At 68.9% G+C, this 17,938-nt stretch carries 18 protein-coding genes and 1 pseudogene; 10 read left to right on the top strand and 9 right to left on the bottom strand.

Annotation, left to right across the window (positions count from 1 at the left end; translation table 11 throughout):
• Positions 1 to 127 precede the first annotated feature (127 nt).
• Genes ctaE through qcrB form a run of 4 tightly spaced genes read left to right on the top strand, consistent with a single transcriptional unit; the run spans position 128 to position 4,474 of the window.
• Positions 128 to 739 carry an aa3-type cytochrome oxidase subunit III gene (gene ctaE / locus AC5Y4S_RS19835; protein WP_066913412.1) on the top strand — a complete coding sequence of 204 codons (612 nt, stop codon included), beginning with the start codon at positions 128 to 130 and terminating at the stop codon, positions 737 to 739.
• 35 nt (positions 740 to 774) lie between these two features.
• Positions 775 to 1,641 (top strand): cytochrome bc1 complex diheme cytochrome c subunit, encoded by an 867-nt coding sequence (gene qcrC / locus AC5Y4S_RS19830; protein WP_500034355.1) that lies wholly within the window; start codon positions 775 to 777, stop codon positions 1,639 to 1,641.
• Positions 1,638 to 2,819: a cytochrome bc1 complex Rieske iron-sulfur subunit gene (gene qcrA, locus AC5Y4S_RS19825; protein ID WP_500034354.1), complete on the top strand. Its 1,182-nt coding sequence runs from the start codon at positions 1,638 to 1,640 to the stop codon at positions 2,817 to 2,819. The genes qcrC and qcrA overlap by 4 nt, the downstream gene beginning before the upstream one ends.
• Positions 2,816 to 4,474 carry a cytochrome bc1 complex cytochrome b subunit gene (gene qcrB / locus AC5Y4S_RS19820; protein ID WP_500034353.1) on the top strand — a complete coding sequence of 553 codons (1,659 nt, stop codon included), beginning with the start codon at positions 2,816 to 2,818 and terminating at the stop codon, positions 4,472 to 4,474. The genes qcrA and qcrB overlap by 4 nt, the downstream gene beginning before the upstream one ends.
• 53 nt (positions 4,475 to 4,527) lie before the next feature.
• On the opposite strand, the pseudogene AC5Y4S_RS19815 reads toward qcrB, so the two are convergent.
• The 5 genes and pseudogenes from AC5Y4S_RS19815 to ctaC all read right to left on the bottom strand — a co-directional run.
• Positions 4,528 to 4,695: pseudogene (locus AC5Y4S_RS19815) on the bottom strand (hypothetical protein); the annotation flags it as partial.
• A 65-nt stretch (positions 4,696 to 4,760) separates the two neighbouring features.
• Positions 4,761 to 5,390 carry a DUF2561 family protein gene (locus tag AC5Y4S_RS19810; RefSeq protein ID WP_500034352.1) on the bottom strand — a complete coding sequence of 210 codons (630 nt, stop codon included), beginning with the start codon at positions 5,388 to 5,390 and terminating at the stop codon, positions 4,761 to 4,763.
• The gene (locus tag AC5Y4S_RS19805; RefSeq protein WP_500034351.1) at positions 5,390 to 6,349 is read right to left on the bottom strand and encodes an MmpS family transport accessory protein; all 960 of its coding nucleotides are present in this window, start codon (positions 6,347 to 6,349) and stop codon (positions 5,390 to 5,392) included. Before AC5Y4S_RS19805 ends, AC5Y4S_RS19810 begins: the two co-directional genes overlap by 1 nt.
• Before the next feature lie 182 nt (positions 6,350 to 6,531).
• Positions 6,532 to 6,951, bottom strand: coding sequence for a cytochrome c oxidase subunit 4 (locus tag AC5Y4S_RS19800; RefSeq protein WP_068106830.1), 420 nt, complete (start codon positions 6,949 to 6,951; stop codon positions 6,532 to 6,534).
• Between the two features lie 8 nt (positions 6,952 to 6,959).
• The gene (gene ctaC, locus AC5Y4S_RS19795; RefSeq protein ID WP_500034350.1) at positions 6,960 to 8,033 is read right to left on the bottom strand and encodes an aa3-type cytochrome oxidase subunit II; all 1,074 of its coding nucleotides are present in this window, start codon (positions 8,031 to 8,033) and stop codon (positions 6,960 to 6,962) included.
• A gap of 131 nt (positions 8,034 to 8,164) precedes the next feature.
• Between ctaC and asnB the strand changes: the two genes are divergently transcribed.
• Positions 8,165 to 10,135, top strand: a complete 1,971-nt coding sequence (asnB, locus tag AC5Y4S_RS19790; RefSeq protein WP_500034349.1) for an asparagine synthase (glutamine-hydrolyzing) — start codon at positions 8,165 to 8,167, stop codon at positions 10,133 to 10,135.
• A gap of 76 nt (positions 10,136 to 10,211) precedes the next feature.
• On the opposite strand, the gene AC5Y4S_RS19785 is transcribed toward asnB, so the two are convergent.
• Entirely contained in the window at positions 10,212 to 11,186 is a 975-nt protein-coding gene (locus tag AC5Y4S_RS19785; RefSeq protein ID WP_068106826.1) for a carbohydrate kinase family protein, read from the bottom strand.
• Between the two features lie 182 nt (positions 11,187 to 11,368).
• Here AC5Y4S_RS19785 and AC5Y4S_RS19780 point away from each other — a divergent pair, with 182 nt between their 5' ends.
• Complete coding sequence (locus tag AC5Y4S_RS19780; protein WP_500034348.1) at positions 11,369 to 11,992, top strand: Rv0361 family membrane protein; 624 nt, start codon at positions 11,369 to 11,371, stop codon at positions 11,990 to 11,992.
• A 13-nt stretch (positions 11,993 to 12,005) separates the two neighbouring features.
• Here AC5Y4S_RS19780 and AC5Y4S_RS19775 read toward each other — a convergent pair whose 3' ends face one another.
• Positions 12,006 to 12,362 carry an iron-sulfur cluster assembly accessory protein gene (locus AC5Y4S_RS19775; protein WP_067158452.1) on the bottom strand — a complete coding sequence of 119 codons (357 nt, stop codon included), beginning with the start codon at positions 12,360 to 12,362 and terminating at the stop codon, positions 12,006 to 12,008.
• Between the two features lie 82 nt (positions 12,363 to 12,444).
• Positions 12,445 to 13,521, bottom strand: a complete 1,077-nt coding sequence (locus AC5Y4S_RS19770) for a glycerate kinase family protein (protein WP_500034626.1) — start codon at positions 13,519 to 13,521, stop codon at positions 12,445 to 12,447.
• 192 nt (positions 13,522 to 13,713) lie between these two features.
• On the opposite strand from AC5Y4S_RS19770, the gene AC5Y4S_RS19765 reads away from it, so the two are divergent.
• From AC5Y4S_RS19765 to AC5Y4S_RS19750, 4 genes are read left to right on the top strand one after another with little or no spacing between them, the layout of a single operon-like run.
• Entirely contained in the window at positions 13,714 to 14,382 is a 669-nt protein-coding gene (locus AC5Y4S_RS19765) for a DUF3043 domain-containing protein (protein ID WP_500034347.1), read from the top strand.
• Between the two features lie 27 nt (positions 14,383 to 14,409).
• Entirely contained in the window at positions 14,410 to 14,946 is a 537-nt protein-coding gene (locus AC5Y4S_RS19760) for a bifunctional adenosylcobinamide kinase/adenosylcobinamide-phosphate guanylyltransferase (RefSeq protein WP_500034346.1), read from the top strand.
• Positions 14,943 to 16,001, top strand: a complete 1,059-nt coding sequence (gene cobT, locus AC5Y4S_RS19755) for a nicotinate-nucleotide--dimethylbenzimidazole phosphoribosyltransferase (protein WP_500034625.1) — start codon at positions 14,943 to 14,945, stop codon at positions 15,999 to 16,001. Before AC5Y4S_RS19760 ends, cobT begins: the two co-directional genes overlap by 4 nt.
• On the top strand, positions 15,998 to 16,732 hold the full coding sequence (locus AC5Y4S_RS19750; protein WP_500034345.1) for an adenosylcobinamide-GDP ribazoletransferase: 735 nt from the start codon (positions 15,998 to 16,000) through the stop codon (positions 16,730 to 16,732). Before cobT ends, AC5Y4S_RS19750 begins: the two co-directional genes overlap by 4 nt.
• A gap of 64 nt (positions 16,733 to 16,796) precedes the next feature.
• Here the strand turns inward: AC5Y4S_RS19750 and AC5Y4S_RS19745 are convergent, their stop codons facing one another.
• Positions 16,797 to 17,903 carry a branched-chain amino acid aminotransferase gene (locus AC5Y4S_RS19745; RefSeq protein WP_500034344.1) on the bottom strand — a complete coding sequence of 369 codons (1,107 nt, stop codon included), beginning with the start codon at positions 17,901 to 17,903 and terminating at the stop codon, positions 16,797 to 16,799.
• Positions 17,904 to 17,938: the final 35 nt, after the last annotated feature.

Below are 17,938 nucleotides of genomic sequence, written 5' to 3'. Positions count from 1 at the left end.
CCCACGAGGATCACCGCGCCCCCAACCGTTGCCGGACGGGGGGCCGCTCAGGGTGCCGGAAACGCCGATTCGCGAAATTTCCGACCCGGGTAGAGTTCGACAACTACAAAGCGTCATACTTGCGGATGTGACCAGCGCTGTGGGGACCTCGGGTACTGCGATCACGTCGCGAGTGCATTCGCTGAATCGGCCCAACATGGTGGCCGTCGGCACCATAGTTTGGCTTTCCAGCGAACTCATGTTCTTTGCTGGCCTGTTCGCGATGTACTTCACGGCGCGGGCACAGGCCGGCGGGAAGTGGCCGCCGCCGCCCACCGAGTTGAATCTCTACCAGGCCGTGCCGGTGACTCTCGTGCTGATCGCGTCGTCGTTCACGTGTCAGATGGGCGTGTTCGCGGCCGAACGCGGTGACGTGTTCGGCCTGCGCCGCTGGTATGTGATCACGTTCCTGATGGGCCTGTTCTTCGTCCTCGGCCAGGGCTACGAGTACTACCACCTGATGTCGCACGGGACGACCATCCCCGGCAGCGCCTACGGCACCGTCTTCTACCTGGCCACCGGCTTCCACGGCCTGCACGTGACGGGCGGCTTGATCGCCTTTATTTTCCTGCTGGCCCGCACCGCGATGAGCAAGTTCACGCCCGCGCAGGCGACGGCCAGCATCGTCGTCTCCTACTACTGGCATTTCGTCGACATCGTGTGGATCGCGCTGTTCACCGTGATCTATTTCATCCGATGAGCCGGCGCTAGACCTAGACGGACAGGAGTGCTCGGTTGAAGAAACTGGGGTCTACCCGAAACGGTGCGCGGCGCGGTCAGCCGCGAAAAGGGCAGCGTGATCGCTCGCGACGGCGCCTGCGGCGCCGGCTGTCGGGGGGCTTGCTGCTGCTGATCGCGCTGACCATCGCCGGTGGCCTGGCGGCCGTGCTGACCCCTACCCCGCAGGTGGCCGTCGCCGACGAGTCGTCGTCGGCGCTGCTGCGCACCGGCAAGCAGCTGTTCGAGACGTCCTGCGTGTCCTGCCACGGCGCCAACCTGCAGGGCGTGGTCGACCACGGGCCGAGCCTGGTCGGCGTCGGCGAGGCGGCCGTCTACTTCCAGGTGTCCACCGGCCGGATGCCCGCGATGCGCGGCGAGGCGCAGGCACCGCGCAAGGAACCGATCTTCGACGAGGCTCAGATCGACGCGATCGGTGCGTACGTGCAGGCCAACGGCGGTGGACCCACCGTCGTGCGCAACCCCGACGGCAGCCTCGCGATGCACTCGCTGCGCGGCGAAGACCTGGGGCGCGGCGGCGACCTGTTCCGGCTGAACTGCTCGTCGTGCCACAACTTCACCGGCAAGGGCGGCGCGCTGTCGTCCGGTAAGTACGCGCCCGACCTGGGTCCGGCCAACGAGCAGCAGATCCTGACCGCGATGCTGACCGGCCCGCAGAACATGCCGAAGTTCTCCGACCGCCAGCTGTCCTTCGACGCCAAGAAGGACATCATCGGCTACGTCAAAGCGGTCAGCGAAGAACGGCAGCCGGGCGGCTATGGCCTCGGCGGATTCGGACCCGCACCCGAGGGCATGGCCTTCTGGATCATCGGGATGGTGGCAGCCATCGGGTTGGCACTGTGGATTGGGGCGCGAGCATCATGAGCGACACCGATAAGGACCCGGTGGGCCGGGAGCCCGACGAGGCGGCGCTGGCCGCGATGTCGCAGCAGGAACTCGTGACGCTAGGCGGCAGGCTCGACGGGGTCGAGACCGTCTTCAAGGAGCCGCGCTGGCCCCTCGAGGGCACCAAGGCCGAGAAGCGTGCCGAGCGATCGGTGGCGCGTTGGCTTTTGCTGGGCGGCGGGTTCGGGCTGGCGCTGCTGGTGGTCTTCCTGTTCTGGCCGTGGGAATACCGGCCCAAGGAGGCCTCGGGCAGCTTCCTCTACGACCTGGCCACCCCGCTGTACGGCTTCACCTTCGGGATGTCGATCCTCTGCATCGCGATCGGCGCCGTGCTCTACCAGAAAAGGTTTATCCCGGAAGAGATCTCGATTCAGGAGCGCCACGACGGCGCCTCGCGCGAGATCGACCGCAAGACGGTCGTGGCGAACCTGGGCGACGCCTACCAGGGTTCGACGATCGGGCGGCGCAAGCTCGTCGGGCTGTCGCTGGGCATGGGTCTGGGCGCGTTCGGCCTGGGCACCTTGGTCGCGTTTGCCGGCGGCCTGATCAAGAACCCGTGGAAGCCCGTCGTGCCCACCGCCGACGGCATGAAGGCCGCGCTGTGGACGTCGGGCTGGACCCCGCGCTATCACGGCGAGACCATCTTCCTGGCGCGGGCCACCGGGTCGCATTCGGGAGCGCCGTTCGTCAAGATGCGCCCCGAGGACATGGACGCCGGCGGCATGGAGACCGTCTTCCCGTGGCGCGAGTCCGACGGCGACGGCACCACCCCCGAGTCGCACGAGAAGCTGACCGCGATCCAGATGGGCGTCCGAAACCCGGTGATGCTCATCCGCATTCGACCGACCGACATGCCACGGATGGTCAAGCGTCAGGGTCAGGAAAGCTTCAACTGGGGCGAATTCTTCGCCTACACCAAGGTGTGCTCGCACCTGGGCTGCCCCGCGTCGCTGTACGAGGAGCAGTCCTACCGAATCCTGTGCCCGTGTCACCAGTCGCAGTTCGACGCACTGCATTTCGCCAAGCCGATATTCGGCCCCGCCGCGCGTGCGTTGGCGCAACTGCCGATCACCATTGACTCCAACGGGTATCTGGTCGCCAACGGTGACTTCATCGAGCCCGTCGGTCCGGCATTCTGGGAGAGGACGACAACATGAGTCCCAAACTGAGTCCCCCGAAGATCGGCGACGTCCTGGCCCGCCAAGGCGAGGACATCGACACGCGCTATCACCCGTCGGCGGCGGTGCGTAGGCAGCTCAACAAGGTCTTCCCCACCCACTGGTCGTTCCTGTTGGGCGAGATCGCGTTGTACAGCTTCGTCGTCCTGCTGATCACCGGCGTGTACCTGACGCTGTTCTTCGACCCGTCCATGGTCGACGTCACCTACAACGGCATCTACCAGCCGCTGCGCGGCGTCGAGATGTCGCGCGCCTACGAATCGGCGCTGAACATCTCGTTCGAGGTCCGCGGCGGCCTGTTCGTGCGCCAGATCCACCACTGGGCCGCCCTGATGTTCTCCGGGGCGATCATGGTGCACCTCGCGCGCATCTTCTTCACCGGAGCGTTCCGCCGTCCCCGCGAGGCCAACTGGGTGATCGGCTCCCTGTTGCTGATCCTGTCGATGTTCGAGGGCTACTTCGGCTACTCGCTGCCCGACGACCTGCTGTCGGGCATCGGCCTGCGCGCCGCGCTGTCGTCGATCACGCTGGGCATGCCGGTGATCGGGACCTGGTTGCACTGGGCGTTGTTCGGCGGCGACTTCCCCGGCACCATCCTGATCCCCCGGCTCTACGCGCTGCACATTTTGCTGCTGCCGGGGATCATCCTGGCCCTGATCGGTCTTCACCTGGCGCTGGTGTGGTTCCAGAAGCACACCCAGTTCCCCGGCCCCGGCCGCACCGAACACAACGTCGTCGGCGTGCGGGTGATGCCGATCTTCGCGGTGAAGTCCGGCGCGTTCTTCGCGGCCATCGTCGGCGTGCTGGGCCTGATGGGTGGCCTGCTACAGATCAACCCGATCTGGAACCTGGGTCCCTACAAGCCATCTCAGGTTTCCGCGGGCTCCCAGCCCGACTTCTACATGATGTGGACGGAGGGCCTGGCCCGCATCTGGCCGCCCTGGGAGTTCTACTTCTGGCACCACACCATCCCCGCCCCGGTCTGGGTCGCGCTGATCATGGGCGCGGTGTTCATCCTGCTGATCATCTACCCGTTCCTGGAGAAGCGGTTCTCCGGCGACTACGCGCACCACAATTTGCTGCAGCGGCCGCGTGACGTTCCGGTGCGGACCTCGATCGGAGCCATGGCGATCTCCTTCTACATGGCGCTGACCCTGGCCGCGATGAACGACATCATCGCGTTCAAGTTCCACATCTCGCTGAATGCGACGACGTGGATCGGGCGCATCGGCATGGTGATCCTGCCGCCGTTCGTCTACTTCATCACCTACCGGTGGTGCATCGGTCTGCAGCGCAGTGACCGCGACGTGCTCGCGCACGGCATCGAGACGGGCATCATCAAGCGGCTGCCGCACGGTGCCTACATCGAGCTGCATCAGCCGCTCGGACCGGTCGATGACCACGGCCACCCGATCCCGCTGGAGTACGAGGGCGCGGCGCTGCCCAAGCGGATGAACAAGCTGGGCTCCGCCGGCACACCGGGCAGCGGCAGCTTCTTGTTCGCCGATCCGGCGTCCGAGGACGCCGCGCTGCGCGAGGCGGCGCACTCCGGCGAGCAACGCTCCCTCACCGCGCTGCGCGAATACCAGGAGAGCATCAACGGCTCCAACGGCTCCACCAACGGCGAGCACTAGCGTTCGCGACACTTACACCACGCACCCGACACGCCGAAAACCGTAGCGGTGGTTTAACTTTCGCGGTGCCCTCGGCGCGCCAACGCGGCCCGAACGCGATGCACGACGTGTTCGGGTTTGTCCTCAGCGATCACCCGGACGACGATCCAGCCGGACGTACTGGCGACATACTGGCGACGGTCGGTGCGATGTTGGTCGCCGTCATACTCGGCCGCCACGAGGCTTAACTGGCTGCGACCTGCTTCGGCGTGTCGTCGCACACGTTTAAGTGTCGCGAGGCGGGCGGCTAGTGCCCATCAGCGCGGTGGCGCAATTGGCGAACGTGCAGCCATTCCACCACCGGCATCCCTGCGACGATGACCCCGGCCAGCCCGTAGCCCACCCAGGACCCGCCGTCGTGCCCGACGGCCATCAGGTACGTCGCCGTGGCCGCCGCGATCAGCGCGGCGCCCATCGTCCCCGCCAGAAGCACGGTGCCGCGCAACCAGATCCGGTCCACCGCCGCGCCCGACCACTCGGCGGCCGGCTCCGCCGCCCGCGGCTGGCGGGCCCGCTCGGCCGCAGTGCGCGGCGCGGGGGCCATCAGCCGCACCGGAGGCCGGCTCGGCGGGCGCGCGGGCGTCCGGGCTGCCGGCTCGATCAGACCCATGCGACGAGCCCGCACCAGCACCGGGATCGCCCCCGCGATGATCAGCGCGGAAACGATGATGACGGCGTACAACACCCACGAGGTGTGCGATCCTCTGGCCGCCTTGTGAAAGCCCCGGCCCAGGTCCACCAGCGCGACGGCCGCGGCCACGCTCACGCCCAGCAGCACCAACCAGACGGCGGCGCACGCGCCCATCAGTATGCGATCGATGACATCCGGCGGAATGGTGTCCGAACCCCGCCGATAGGCGGAATACCTGCTGACCATCAGCAACTCGTCTGCGGCGCGTCGCTGTTGTTCGACGACAGCACCGTCCCGTCGCTGGTGGTGATCGAGCAGTTGAGCCGGCTGACCCGGAAAAGGCTGGACGCCTGGACTGATCCGACGTCGGACGTCGAGATCGGTGTCACGGTCATCGACCAGGGAATGTACACGTTGTGCTGGGTGCGCGACCGGCCCGACGCGTCGACGTAGGTCACCGAAATGATGTCGCCGGGGGCCTTGGTGCCGGTCACCGAGTAGGTCACTTGCCGCGGGCCGGTCGGGGTGGTGGTCGCCGGCGGCGAGGCCGCCGCGGACGACGTGGTCGCCGGCGGGGGCGCCGGTGTGCTCGTCGCCGGTGGGGGCGGCGGAGGCGGCGGAGGCGGCGGGCTGGGCGTCACCGTCACCGTCTGGGTTTCGGTGGGCGGAGGGGGGGCCTCGGTGGTCGGCGGTGGCGGCGGAGGAGGCGGCGGCGGCTTCGTGGTCGTTATCTCGTCCTGGATCGGCGGCGTCGACGGGACGGTGGTGGTGGCGGGGTTGGCGAGCTTGTTGGTGTCGGTGCGCGTGACGAGCAGCGACACCGAGACCACGAGCGCGATCGCGGCCACGATCGCGGCGATGCCGACCACCCACGGCCAGCGCGGGGCGCGGTGTTCGTCGTCGGGGTCGACGGGCTCGTCGTAGCTGTCGTAGTCGTACAGCCGCATGTCGGCCGGCAGGTAGGGGCCGGTGACGAAGTGCTCGGATTCGGGAGCCGAATACGCCCGCGAGTAGGCGTCCGTCTGGCCCGTCTGGTCCGCCGCCGCGATCTCGGCGCTGTCGGCGCTGTCGTCGATGGGGCCCAGCTCGTCGTGGGGTTCGACCGCGTCTTGTCCCGCGTCGAGGCCGGAATCCGATTGGTGGGTGAGGTCGCTGCCGGAATCGGGTTCGTCAGGTTCCCATCCCGGAGGATTCGGCCCGCTCATAGTTGCCTGCCCTGTCCAACTGCATCACCAGCGCGCGAGGCCCCGCGGCTGCATCGGTGCGCGCGCGCTTGGGAGTTTCTCATGTTGCCTGGGCAAACCCTACCGAACGGGATAGAGCAAAGAAGTCGCGGAAAACGGGCCCGGATCAAGTGATGCCCTGATTGTGACCTTTGAGTCGCAAATCAGTGCTTCTCGGGGCCCGTGTAGTACTCGAAGACCAGTCCGGCCGCCGTCGCGAGGATGAACACCACCCCGGCGACGATCAACCAGGGCAGCCACAGCGCGATGCCGACCGCCGCGACCGATCCGGCCAGCGCCACCAGGATGGGCCACCAGCTGTGCGGCGCGAAAAAGCCCAATTCTCCTGCACCGTCGCTGATCTCGGCGCCCTCATAGTCCTCCGGCCGGGTGTCCAGCCGACGCGAGATGAACCAGAAAAAGCTTCCCGTGATGACCGCCAGGCCGCCGGTCAGCGCCAGGGCGGTGGTCCCCGCCCACTCCACCCCGCCGGTCGCGAACAGCGCAGTCAGGATCCCGTAGAGCACCGCCGAAAGAACGAAGAATGCGGCGATGAATTCGAACAGCCTGGCTTCGATCTTCATTGAGCGTCCTAACCTACGGGCTGGTTTTGGGTCGCTTCACCGCGACGGGTATCGAACGGATGGGTGGTCACCGCCAGCGGGGCTTGCGCGATCGCCTGCAGTGCCTCGGCGTTGGTCTTTCCGCCGATCCGTTGCTGCAAATAGGCCTTGAAGTCGTTGGGCGGCACGACCCGCACCTCGAAGTTCATCATCGAGTGATACGTGCCGCAGAACTCGGCGCAGTGACCGACGAACGCCCCGGTCTTCTGGATCTCGTCGACCTGGAACACGTTGACCGAGTTGTTCGCCTCGGGGTTGGGCATCACGTCGCGCTTGAACAGGAATTCCGGCACCCAGAACGTGTGCACCACGTCCGCGGAGGCCAACCGGAATTCGATCTGCTTGCCGGCCGGCAGCACCAGCACCGGGATCTCCGTAGCGGTTCCCAGGGTCTCGACCTTGTCGAAATTGAGGTAGGTCCGGTCCTGCGGGTTGAGCCCGCGCACGGCGCCGACGCGCTCCTCGCCGTGCTGGTCCTTGCCTTCCGGCTTGGAGACCATCGCGTTCTTGCGCACCGGGTCGGCCCCGTCGTAGGTCAGCGTGCCGTCCTTGAAGTTGACCCGCTGATAACCGAACTTCCAGTTCCACTGGAAGGAGGTGACGTCGATGACGACCTCGGGGTCCTTGGCCAGGTGCAGCATCTTCTCCTGCACCACCACGGTGAAGTAGAACAGCACCGAGATGATGAGGAACGGCGTGACGGTAAGCACCAGCTCCAACGGCATGTTGTAGCCGAACTGCCGCGGCAGGTCGGTTTCGGTCGCCTTCTTGCGGTGAAACGCCGTCGACCAGAAGATGAGCCCCCACACGATGACGCCGACGACCAGCGAGGCGATCACCGCTCCGACCCACAGCTCCCGGTTGAGGTGGGCCTCCGGGGTGATGCCCTCCGGCCAGCCCATGCCGATCGCCTCCGACCAGCTGCATCCGCTCAGGGTGACCGCCAGCACGCCAAGCGTCGCGGCCAGGGCCAGCGGCCGGAGACGACGCTGGAACCTGCGCTGCGACAGACGTTGCGAACGGACCTGCTCGCGAGGTGTCACGTTGGCGCCTCCTGCTCGGATTCGAATACTACGCAGCGTAGACCACGCCGCTGACGCCGTCGCGCAAACCCCGGCCGGTCACGGGCGTGCGGCGCCCCGATCGCCGCACAAGTGGGGCATACTGGGGCGCCGTGTGTGGTCTGCTGGCGTTCGTTGCGGCCCCGGCCGGTCCTGGCGGCGGCAGAGCTGACGCCGCGGCGGCCGCCGCCCGCGCCGATGGCGCCATTTCCGCCGCGTCGCACCTGATGCGCCACCGGGGGCCCGACGAGCCGGGAACGTGGGCCGACCCGGGCGCGGACGGCTCGGTGGTGTTCGGCTTCAACCGGCTGTCGATCATCGACATCGCCCATTCGCATCAGCCGCTGCGCTGGGGCCCGCCCGAGGCGCCCGACCGCTACGTGCTGGTGTTCAACGGCGAGATCTACAACTACCTCGAGCTGCGCGACGAACTGGCCGCCAAGCACGGCGCCGCGTTCGCCACCGACGGTGACGGCGAGGCGATCGTCGCGGGATACCACCATTGGGGCACCGACGTGCTGCACCGCCTGCGCGGCATGTTCGCGTTCGCGTTGTGGGACACCGTGACCCGCGAATTGTTTTGCGCCCGAGACCCGTTCGGCATCAAGCCGCTGTTCATGGCCACCGGCACCGGGGGCACCGCGCTGGCCAGCGAGAAGAAGTGCCTGATGGACCTCGCCGAGTTGGTCGGGTTCGACACCGGTATCGACGACCGCGCGGTGCAGCACTACACGGTCCTGCAGTACGTGCCGGAGCCCGAGACACTGCACCGCGGGGTGCGGCGGCTGGAGTCGGGCTGCTACGCGCGCATCCGGCCCGGGCAGCAACCCGAGGTCACCCGCTACTTCGTGCCGCGATTCGCCGCGACGCCCACCACCGCCGACACCGAACAGGCCCGCTACGACGAGATCACCGCGGTGCTGGAGGACTCGGTGGCCAAGCACATGCGCGCCGACGTCACCGTCGGGGCGTTCCTGTCGGGCGGCATCGACTCCACCGCCATCGCCGCGCTGGCCATACGGCACAACCCCAGGCTGATCACGTTCACCACCGGCTTCGAGCGCGAGGGCTTCTCCGAGATCGACGTCGCGGTGGCCTCGGCGGAGGCCATCGGGGCGCGCCACATCGCCAAGGTGGTCAGCCCCGACGAGTTCGTCGCCGCCCTGCCCGAGATCGTCTGGTACCTCGACGAACCCGTCGCCGACCCGGCGCTGGTCCCGCTGTTCTTCGTCGCCCGCGAGGCCCGCAAGCACGTGAAGGTGGTGCTGTCCGGTGAGGGCGCCGACGAACTGTTCGGCGGCTATACGATCTATCGGGAGCCGTTGTCGCTGAAGCCCTTCGACTACCTGCCGCGCCCGTTGCGCCGGTCGATGGGCAAGGTGTCCAAGCCGCTACCGGAGGGCATGCGCGGCAAGAGCCTGTTGCACCGCGGCTCGCTGACGCTCGAGGAGCGCTACTACGGCAACGCCCGTAGCTTCTCCGACGCGCAGTTGCGCGACGTGCTGCCAGGGTTCCGCGACGAGTGGACCCACACCGATGTGACTGCGTCGGTGTACGCCGAATCGGCCGGCTGGGACCCGGTGGCCCGCATGCAGCACGTCGACCTGTTCACCTGGTTGCGCGGCGACATCCTGGTCAAGGCCGACAAGATGACGATGGCCAACTCGCTGGAGCTTCGGGTGCCGTTCCTGGATCCCGAGGTCTTCGCCGTCGCCTCCCGGCTGCCCGTCGAGGCCAAGATCACCCGGACCACCACCAAGTACGCGTTGCGGCGCGCGCTGGAGCCGATCGTTCCCGCGCATGTGCTGCACCGGCCCAAGCTGGGCTTCCCGGTGCCGATCCGGCATTGGCTGCGCGCGGGCGAACTGCTGGAGTGGGCGTATGAGCTGGTGGACTCCTCACAGGCCCATCGCCTGGTCGACACGGCGGCCGTGCGCCGGATGCTCGACGAACACCGAAGCGGCACAAGCGATCACAGCCGCCGGCTGTGGACGGTGTTGATCTTCATGCTCTGGCACGCGATCTTCGTCGAGCACAGCGTGGTGCCGCAGATCAGCGAGCCGGTCTACCCCGTCCAGCTTTGACCCAGGCTCGCGAGCCTAACGCCACTGCGAAAAAGCACGTCCGATTTCGCAGTGCGGTTAGGCTCGCGGCGTCAACCTAGGCGAGCACCGCGGCGATCTCGGCGGCGGCTTCCTCGCCGTACGCGCCGGCCAGCCTGCTCTTCGCGACCTCGTGGTCCCAGGCCCACTCCTGCGTTCCGGTGGACTCCAGCACCAGCACGGCCACCAGCGAGCCCAGCTGCGCCGAGCGCTCCAGGCTGAGGCCGGCGCTGCGGCCGGTGAGGAAGCCGGCCCGGAACGCGTCGCCGACGCCGGTGGGGTCGACCTGGCTGGTCTCGGGCACCACGTCGACGTGGGTGGTGGTGCCGTCGGGCTCGACCAGGTCCACGCCCTTGGGGCCCAGCGTGGTCACCCGCAGCTCGACCTGCGCCATCACGTCGGCCTCGGTCCAGCCGGTCTTGGACAGCATCAGGTCCCACTCATAGTCGTTGGTGAACAGGTACTTGGCGCCGTCGGTGAGCGTGCGGATCTCGTCACCGGAGAGCCGGGCCAGCTGCTGGGACGGGTCGGCGGCGAAGGGCAACCCGAGCTTGCGGCACTCCTCGGTGTGCACCTGCATGGCCTCGGGGTCGTTGGCCCCGATGATGACCAGCTCCGGCGTGCCGATGGACGACACCACGTCGGCCAGCTTGATGTTGCGGGCCTCCGACATGGCGCCGGGGTAGAACGACGCGATCTGGGCCATGTCGACGTCGGTGGTGCAGGTGAAGCGCGCGGTGTGCGCGGTCTCGGAGATCAGGACGTTGTCGCAGTTGACGTTGTGCGAGACCAGCCAGTCGCGGTAGTCGGCGAAGTCGTCGCCCGCCGCGCCGACCAGCGCGACGTCGCCGCCCAGCACACCGATGGCGAAGGCGATGTTGCCCGCGACGCCGCCGCGATGGATGACCAGGTCGTCGACCAGGAAGCTGAGCGACACCTTCTGCAGGTGCTCGGGCAGCAGCTGCTCGGAAAAGCGGCTGGGGAACCGCATCAGGTGGTCGGTCGCAATCGAACCCGTTACCGCGATGGTCACGAAATCTCCTTCGTTAGTAAGGTTATCTAGCTTACTCAGGCACATCGAGCGTCGTCGCGTCACGGTCCGCGCAAAGTCGTGCGCTAGCCTGCCTAGAAACAACTCAAGCAACTCAGTCAGCCGCCGGGACCCGCCTGGCCGCAACCCGCTCCTGGTCCCGTCCACCAGCGTAGGAGAACCACATGGCAGGTCCGCACCGGCCGGACCAGACTGTCGGCACCGGCGGACCAACGCCCGAGTCCCAGCCGCTTGACTTCCCCAATGAGCCCACTGCCGCGCCGGCGAATTATGCCGGGCAGCCGGTGCCCTATCCGCAGCAACGATCCAAGCGGCGCTTGGTCATTGGCGTGCTGCTGGCCGTCGCGCTGGCGGCCGCGCTGACGCTGGCGATCACCTACGGGGTCCGCACCAACGGGGCCAACACCGGCGCGGCGTTGTCCGACGGCGCGGCCAAAGCGGCGATCCAGCAGTACCTGGACGCGCTCGAGCACCGCGACATCGACGTCATCGTCCGCAACGCGCTGTGCGGCATGTACGACGGCGTGCGCGACAAGCGGTCGGATCAGGCCCTGGCCAAGATGAGCAGCGACGCCTTCCGCAAGCAGTTCACCGAGGTGGAGCTGACGTCGATCGACAAGATCGTGTACCTGTCGCAGTATCAGGCGCAGGCGCTGTTCACGATGCGGGTAACGCCCGCGACCGGCGGCCCGGCGCGCGGCGACGTGCAAGGGGTCGCCCAGCTGCTATTTCAGCGGGGGCAGATCGAGGTCTGCTCGTATGTGCTGCGCACCGGCGGCTCCTACTGAGCCGCCGAACAGGTCAGTTGAAGGAGTCCCCGCAGGCGCACGAACCGGTGGCGTTGGGGTTGTCGATGGTGAAGCCCTGCTTTTCGATGGTGTCGACGAAGTCGATGGACGCGCCTTCGACGTAGGGCGCGCTCATCCGGTCGACCGTCAAGGTCACGCCGCCGAAGTCCGCGGTCAGGTCGCCGTCCAGCGACCGGTCGTCGAAGAACAGGTTGTAGCGCAGCCCTGCGCACCCGCCCGGCTGGACCGCGATGCGCAGCGCCAGGTCGTCGCGGCCCTCCTGGTCCAGCAGGGACTTCGCCTTGGCAGCGGCGGCTTCGGTCAGGATCACGCCGTGGGTCTTGGCGGTTGACTCGTTTTGCACCGTCATTGCGTCTCCTAGTTGGCACTTTTCCTAGTGGTCCTGGTTGGCTCGAAGTCCGGGCGATGCGCTCCGGAAAAAGCCCACTGCATCAACGGTACCTTGCTGGACCGCTATTCCCGAGTCGCGCCGCGACCTCCGAGGCCAAACCCATCAGCTGATTGGCGGCGTCGGCCTGCGCCAATCGCACCGAACCGGCGTAATCGGCGATGGACAGCGCCGACATGATGCCCGACGAGCGGACCGCGGAATTCTCCAGGTCGACCTGGCCTGCCAGCACGATCACGGGTATGCCCAGCGGTCGGGCCGATTCGGCGAGGTAGCCGACCACCTTTCCGAACAGCGACTGCTCGTCGAACCGGCCCTCCCCGGTGACGATCATGTCCGCGGCCTCGAGGTCGTCGGCCAGGTTGGTGTGCTCGGCGATGATCGCCGCACCCAGCTCGCAACGGCCCCCAAGCGCCATCAGCCCGGCCCCGATGCCGCCGGCGGCCCCTGCGCCCGGCTCCGAGCTCACGTCCCGCCCGGCCGCCACCTCCAGCTGCAGCGCCCACTCCTCCAGGCGGACTTCCAGCGCGGCGACGGCGGCAGCGTCCGCGCCCTTCTGCGGCCCGAACACCCGGGCCGCCCCCCACGGGCCCACCATGGGGTACTCGGTGTCCGATGCGGCGATCAGGTCCACGTTGGTCATCCGCTGGCGGGCCTCCGCCAGGCCCCCGAGCTGGGTGATCATCCCCTTGCCGCCGTCGGTGCACGCGCTGCCGCCCAACCCGACCACGATCCGCGTCGCGCCGGCCCGCAGGGCCTCGTCGAGAAGCTGCCCGACGCCGCTGCTGTCAGCCGCCACCGCGGTTTCCGGGGTAGGCGGACCGCCGAGCAGGGCCAGGCCGCAGGCCTGCGCGCACTCCAGGTACGCGGTCCGCGAAATGCGGTCGAACACCCAGGCCGCCTCCACCGTGGTGTCCAGCGGCCCGCACACGCGGACGCGCCGCGTCTGCCCCAGCCGCCGGCCAAGCACCTCGACGAAGCCGGGGCCGCCGTCGGACATGGGCGCGACGGTGAATCGATCGCCCGGACGCGATCGGGTCCAGCCGGTTGCGATGGCGGCGGCGGCCTCCACCGCGGACAGGCTGTCCCCGTAGCAATCCGGTGCGACCAAGACCTGCATGGCGGGCAGGCGCAGACGGCCCGGTGCGAGGCCAGCGGCAGCGTCATCCGAGGCCATCGTGCCGTCGTCCATCACAGGTAGCCATTCATCACAGTCAAGCCTAAGCGTCACGCGTTGCGCTGGCGCATGACCAATAACAACGCATTCCAGGTGCGTTACGGGCGAGCCCCCCCGCGAAGTAACCTGGCCATTGTGAAGCTAATGGGCCGCAAAAAGGGCCAGAATGGCGACCTCGAAGTCGCCGTAGTCGAGGCGGACGTCTCCGGGGACGCCGTCCCGCGCCGGACCGGCCCCAAGGGCCGGCCCACCCCCAAGCGCAGCGAGGCGCGGCGCAACGCGAGGAAGGGCCCGGTCGCACCGGCGCCCATGACGGCCTCCGAGGCGCGGGCCCGGCGCAAGACGCTGGCCGGCCCCAAACTCAGCCGCGAGGAGCGCCGAGCCGAGAGAACGGCCAGCCGCGCGCGGATGACGGATCGCCGCGAGCGCATGATGGCCGGCGAAGAGGCCTACCTGTTGCCCCGCGATCAGGGACCCATCAAGCGCTACGTGCGCGACGTGGTGGACTCCCGGCGCAACGCGCTCGGCCTGTTCATGCCAGCGACGCTGGTCTTGCTGTTCGCCTCGTTCGGCGTCCCGCAGGTGCAGCTGTATGCCTCCCCGGCGATGCTGGTGCTGATGGTCGTGATGGGCGTCGACGGGGTGCTGCTGGGCCGCAAGGTCAGCAGGCTGGTCGATGCGAAGTTCCCGGACAACACCGAAAGCCGTTGGAAGCTGGGCATTTACGCCGCCGGCCGGGCTTCCCAGCTGCGCCGCATGCGCACGCCCCGGCCCCAAGTCGAGCGCGGCAGCAGTGTCGGCTGACCGGCGCCCGAAAGCCGCCTGACCGCGGTGCGCACCCTGGTGCTCGGCGGGATCAGGTCGGGCAAGTCCCGCTGGGCCGAGGAGGCCATCGCCACGTCGCTGCCGCCCGGGCAGCCCGTCCGTTACCTGGCCCCCCGCGTGACGGGCCAGGCCGACGCGGACTGGGCGGACCGCGTCGCGCGACACCGGGACCGTCGGCCCGCGCATTGGTCGACGGTCGAAACCGACGACGTCACAGGGCAATTGCGCCAGTCGCCCGGCAGCCCGACGCTGGTCGACGACCTCGGCGGCTGGCTCACGGGGACGCTGGACCGCAACAACGCGTGGGACGGCGGGTCGGTAGCCGGTACTGTCGACGAAATGCTTTCCGCCGTAGGTGAATTCGGCTCGACGCTGGTGCTCGTCAGCCCGGAGGTCGGCCTGACGGTGGTGCCGGCGACCGCGGCCGGGCGCCGGTTCGCCGACGAACTGGGCAGCCTGAACCAGCGGATCGCCGAGCTGTGCGACCGGGTGGTGCTGGTGGTGGCCGGGCAGGCGGTGCAGATCAAGCCGTCGGTAACCTGATGGAATTCGCCCCGGTTTCACCGCCCGACGCGGACGCCGCCGCCGCCGCCCGCGCCCGGCAGGACACGCTGACCAAGCCGCGCGGCGCCCTGGGCCGCCTCGAGGACCTGTCGGTCTGGGTCGCCTCTTGCCAAGGGCACTGTCCGCCAAGGCAATTCGAGCGCGCGCGGGTGGTCGTCTTCGCGGGCGACCACGGCGTCGCACGCTCCGGAGTGTCCGCGTACCCGCCGGAGGTGACCGCCCAGATGGTCGCCAACATCGACGCCGGCGGCGCGGCGATCAACGCGCTGGCCGACATCGCCGGTGCGACGGTTCGGCTGGCGGACCTGGCGGTCGACTCCGAGGCGGCCTCGGATCGCATCGGCGCCCACAAGGTGCGGCGCGGCAGCGGCGACATCACCACGCAGGACGCGCTGTCCGACACCGAGACCCTCGCCGCGATCGCCGCGGGCCGGGCCATCGCCGACGAGGAGGTCGACGCCGGCGCCGACCTGCTCATCGCCGGCGACATGGGCATCGGAAACACCACGGCGGCCGCGGTTTTGGTGGCGGCGCTGACGAACGCCGAGCCGGTGGTCGCGGTCGGGTTCGGGACCGGGATCGACGACGCGGGATGGGCGCGCAAGACGGCCGCGGTGCGCGACGCCCTGTTCCGAGCGCGGCGCGTGCTGCCCGACCCGGTCGGGCTGCTGCGCTGCTGCGGCGGCGCGGATTTGGCCGCGATGGCCGGGTTTTGCGCGCAGGCCGCCGTGCGGCGCACCCCGCTGCTGCTCGACGGCATGGCCGTGACCGCGGCCGCGCTGGTCGCCGAGCGTCTGGCACCCGGTGCCCGGCAATGGTGGCAGGCCGGTCATCGGTCCACCGAGCCGGGTCACCAGTTGGCGCTGACCGCGCTGGAATTGGACCCGATCCTGGACCTGCGGATGCGACTGGGCGAGGGAACCGGCGCCGCGGTGGCCCTGCCGGTGCTGCGCGCGGCGGTGGCCGCGCTGTCGTCGATGGCGACCTTCGCACAGGCCGGGGTGGCCGGTCCGTCCGGCCCGCTGGCGCAGTGATGCGTTCCCTGGCAACGGCTTTCGCGTTCGGCACGGTGCTGCCCGTCCCCGGTGCGCACAACGCGCCGATGGGCCGCGGCGCCATGACCGCGCTGCCCGTGGTCGGCGCCGCGCTGGGGGCGTTGGCCGCGGGCGTCACGTGGTGCGGCGCCGCGGTTTTCGGCCCGTCCAGCCCCTTGGCCGGGCTGCTGGCCGTGGCGGCGCTGCTGCTGGCGACCCGGGGGCTGCACATCGACGGCGTCGCCGACACAGCCGACGGGCTGGGCTGTTACGGGCCACCGCAGCGCGCGCTGGCGGTGATGCGCGACGGGTCGACGGGTCCGTTCGGTGTGGCGGCCGTCGTGCTGGTGATCCTGTTGCAGGGGTTGGCGTTCTCGACGCTGAAGCCGTCGGCCATTGTGCTGGCGGTGTTTTCCGGCCGGGTCGCGGCGGTGCTGGCCTGCCGCCGGTCGGTGCCGGCGGCCGACGGCAGCGCGCTGGGCGCGCGGGTGGCCGGCAGCCAGCCGGCGCCGGTGGTGGCGGCCTGGGCGGCGACGCTGCTGGCCGCCTCGGTGCTGGCGGGTTCGCGACCGTGGCAGGGTCCGGTGGCGGTGCTGGTCGCGCTGGCCTGCGGCGCGGCGCTGGTGGCGCACTGCGTGCGCCGGTTCGGCGGCATCACCGGCGACGTCCTGGGCGCCGCGATCGAGCTCACCACCACGGTGAGCGCCGTGGCGCTGGCGGGTTTTCACTGATGAGCAGACGCAAAAGCCCCCGACACGCCGCGCGCGCGGGGGCCTTTGCGTCTGCTCGCGCGACCTAGCCCAGCCGGGCCATCCAGCCGTGGGTGTCGGCGAAGGTGCCGCGCTGGATGCCGGTCAGCGTGTCGCGCAGCGCCATCGTCACCTCACCGGGTTGCCCGTCGGCGATGGTGAACTCGCTGTCGCCGTACTTCACCCGCGAGACCGGGGTGATGACGGCGGCGGTGCCGCACGCGAACACCTCGGTGATCTCGCCGGCGGCCGCCTTCTTCTGCCACTCGTCGATGTCGATCTTGCGTTCTTCGACGGCAAACCCGGCGTCAATTGCCAACTGCAGCAACGAATCCCGCGTGATGCCGGGCAACAGTGACCCGGACAGCTCCGGGGTGACCAGCCGCGCCGATCCGCCGCTGCCGAACACGAAGAAGAGGTTCATCCCGCCCATCTCCTCGATGAAGCGGCGTTCGACCCCGTCCAGCCAGACCACTTGGTCGCAACCGTTTTCGGCGGCCTCGGCCTGCGCCAGCAGGGAGGCGGCGTAGTTCCCACCGAACTTGGCTGCGCCGGTGCCGCCCGGGCTGGCGCGCACGTACTCCGTCGACACCCACACGGTGACGGGGCTGATGCCGCCCTTGAAGTAGGCGCCGGCCGGCGACGCGATCAGCAGGTAGCGGTACAGCTTGGACGGCCGCACGCCCAGCCCGGGCTCGGTGGCGAAGATGAACGGGCGCAGGTACAGCGCCTCCTCGCCGCCGGCCCGCGGCACCCAGGCCTGGTCGACGGCGACGAGCTGGCAAAGGGATTCGATGAACAGGTTTTCGGGCAGCTCGGGAATGGCCAGCCGCCGCGCGGACGACCGCATGCGCGCCGCGTTGGCTTCGGCGCGAAACGACACGATTGAGCCGTCGGCCCAGCGGTAGGCCTTGAGGCCCTCGAAGACTTCCTGGGCGTAGTGCAGCACGATCGCCGACGGGTCCAGTTCGATCGGGCCGTAGGGGATTACGCGCGGGTTGTGCCAGCCGCGGCCCTCGGCGTAGTCGATCGACACCATGTGGTCGGTGAAGTATTTGCCGAAACCCGGGTCGGCCAGGATTGATTCACGTTCGGTGTCGGTCGCCGGATTGGACGCGCGTAGAACCGTGAACTCGGGCGAGTCGCTGGTCATGGGGCCGATTCTATATCCGCGCGCCACCGGGTTTT

It is taken from the genome of Mycobacterium sp. NGS64, assembly GCF_059812245.1.
Note: the sequence above shows the minus strand (reverse complement) of the source record. Positions and strands in the feature narration are given on the sequence as shown.

Excerpts from the sequence above, each read along its gene's own strand:
- qcrA (WP_500034354.1), top strand. The coding sequence starts at position 1,638 with ATGAGCGACACCGATAAGGACCCGGTGGGCCGGGAGCCCGACGAGGCG.
- qcrB (WP_500034353.1), top strand. The coding sequence starts at position 2,816 with ATGAGTCCCAAACTGAGTCCCCCGAAGATCGGCGACGTCCTGGCCCGC.
- AC5Y4S_RS19810 (WP_500034352.1), bottom strand. The coding sequence starts at position 5,390 with ATGGTCAGCAGGTATTCCGCCTATCGGCGGGGTTCGGACACCATTCCG.
- AC5Y4S_RS19805 (WP_500034351.1), bottom strand. The coding sequence starts at position 6,349 with ATGAGCGGGCCGAATCCTCCGGGATGGGAACCTGACGAACCCGATTCC.
- AC5Y4S_RS19800 (WP_068106830.1), bottom strand. The coding sequence starts at position 6,951 with ATGAAGATCGAAGCCAGGCTGTTCGAATTCATCGCCGCATTCTTCGTT.
- AC5Y4S_RS19780 (WP_500034348.1), top strand. The coding sequence starts at position 11,369 with ATGGCAGGTCCGCACCGGCCGGACCAGACTGTCGGCACCGGCGGACCA.
- AC5Y4S_RS19775 (WP_067158452.1), bottom strand. The coding sequence starts at position 12,362 with ATGACGGTGCAAAACGAGTCAACCGCCAAGACCCACGGCGTGATCCTG.
- AC5Y4S_RS19770 (WP_500034626.1), bottom strand. The coding sequence starts at position 13,521 with ATGCAGGTCTTGGTCGCACCGGATTGCTACGGGGACAGCCTGTCCGCG.
- AC5Y4S_RS19745 (WP_500034344.1), bottom strand. The coding sequence starts at position 17,903 with ATGACCAGCGACTCGCCCGAGTTCACGGTTCTACGCGCGTCCAATCCG.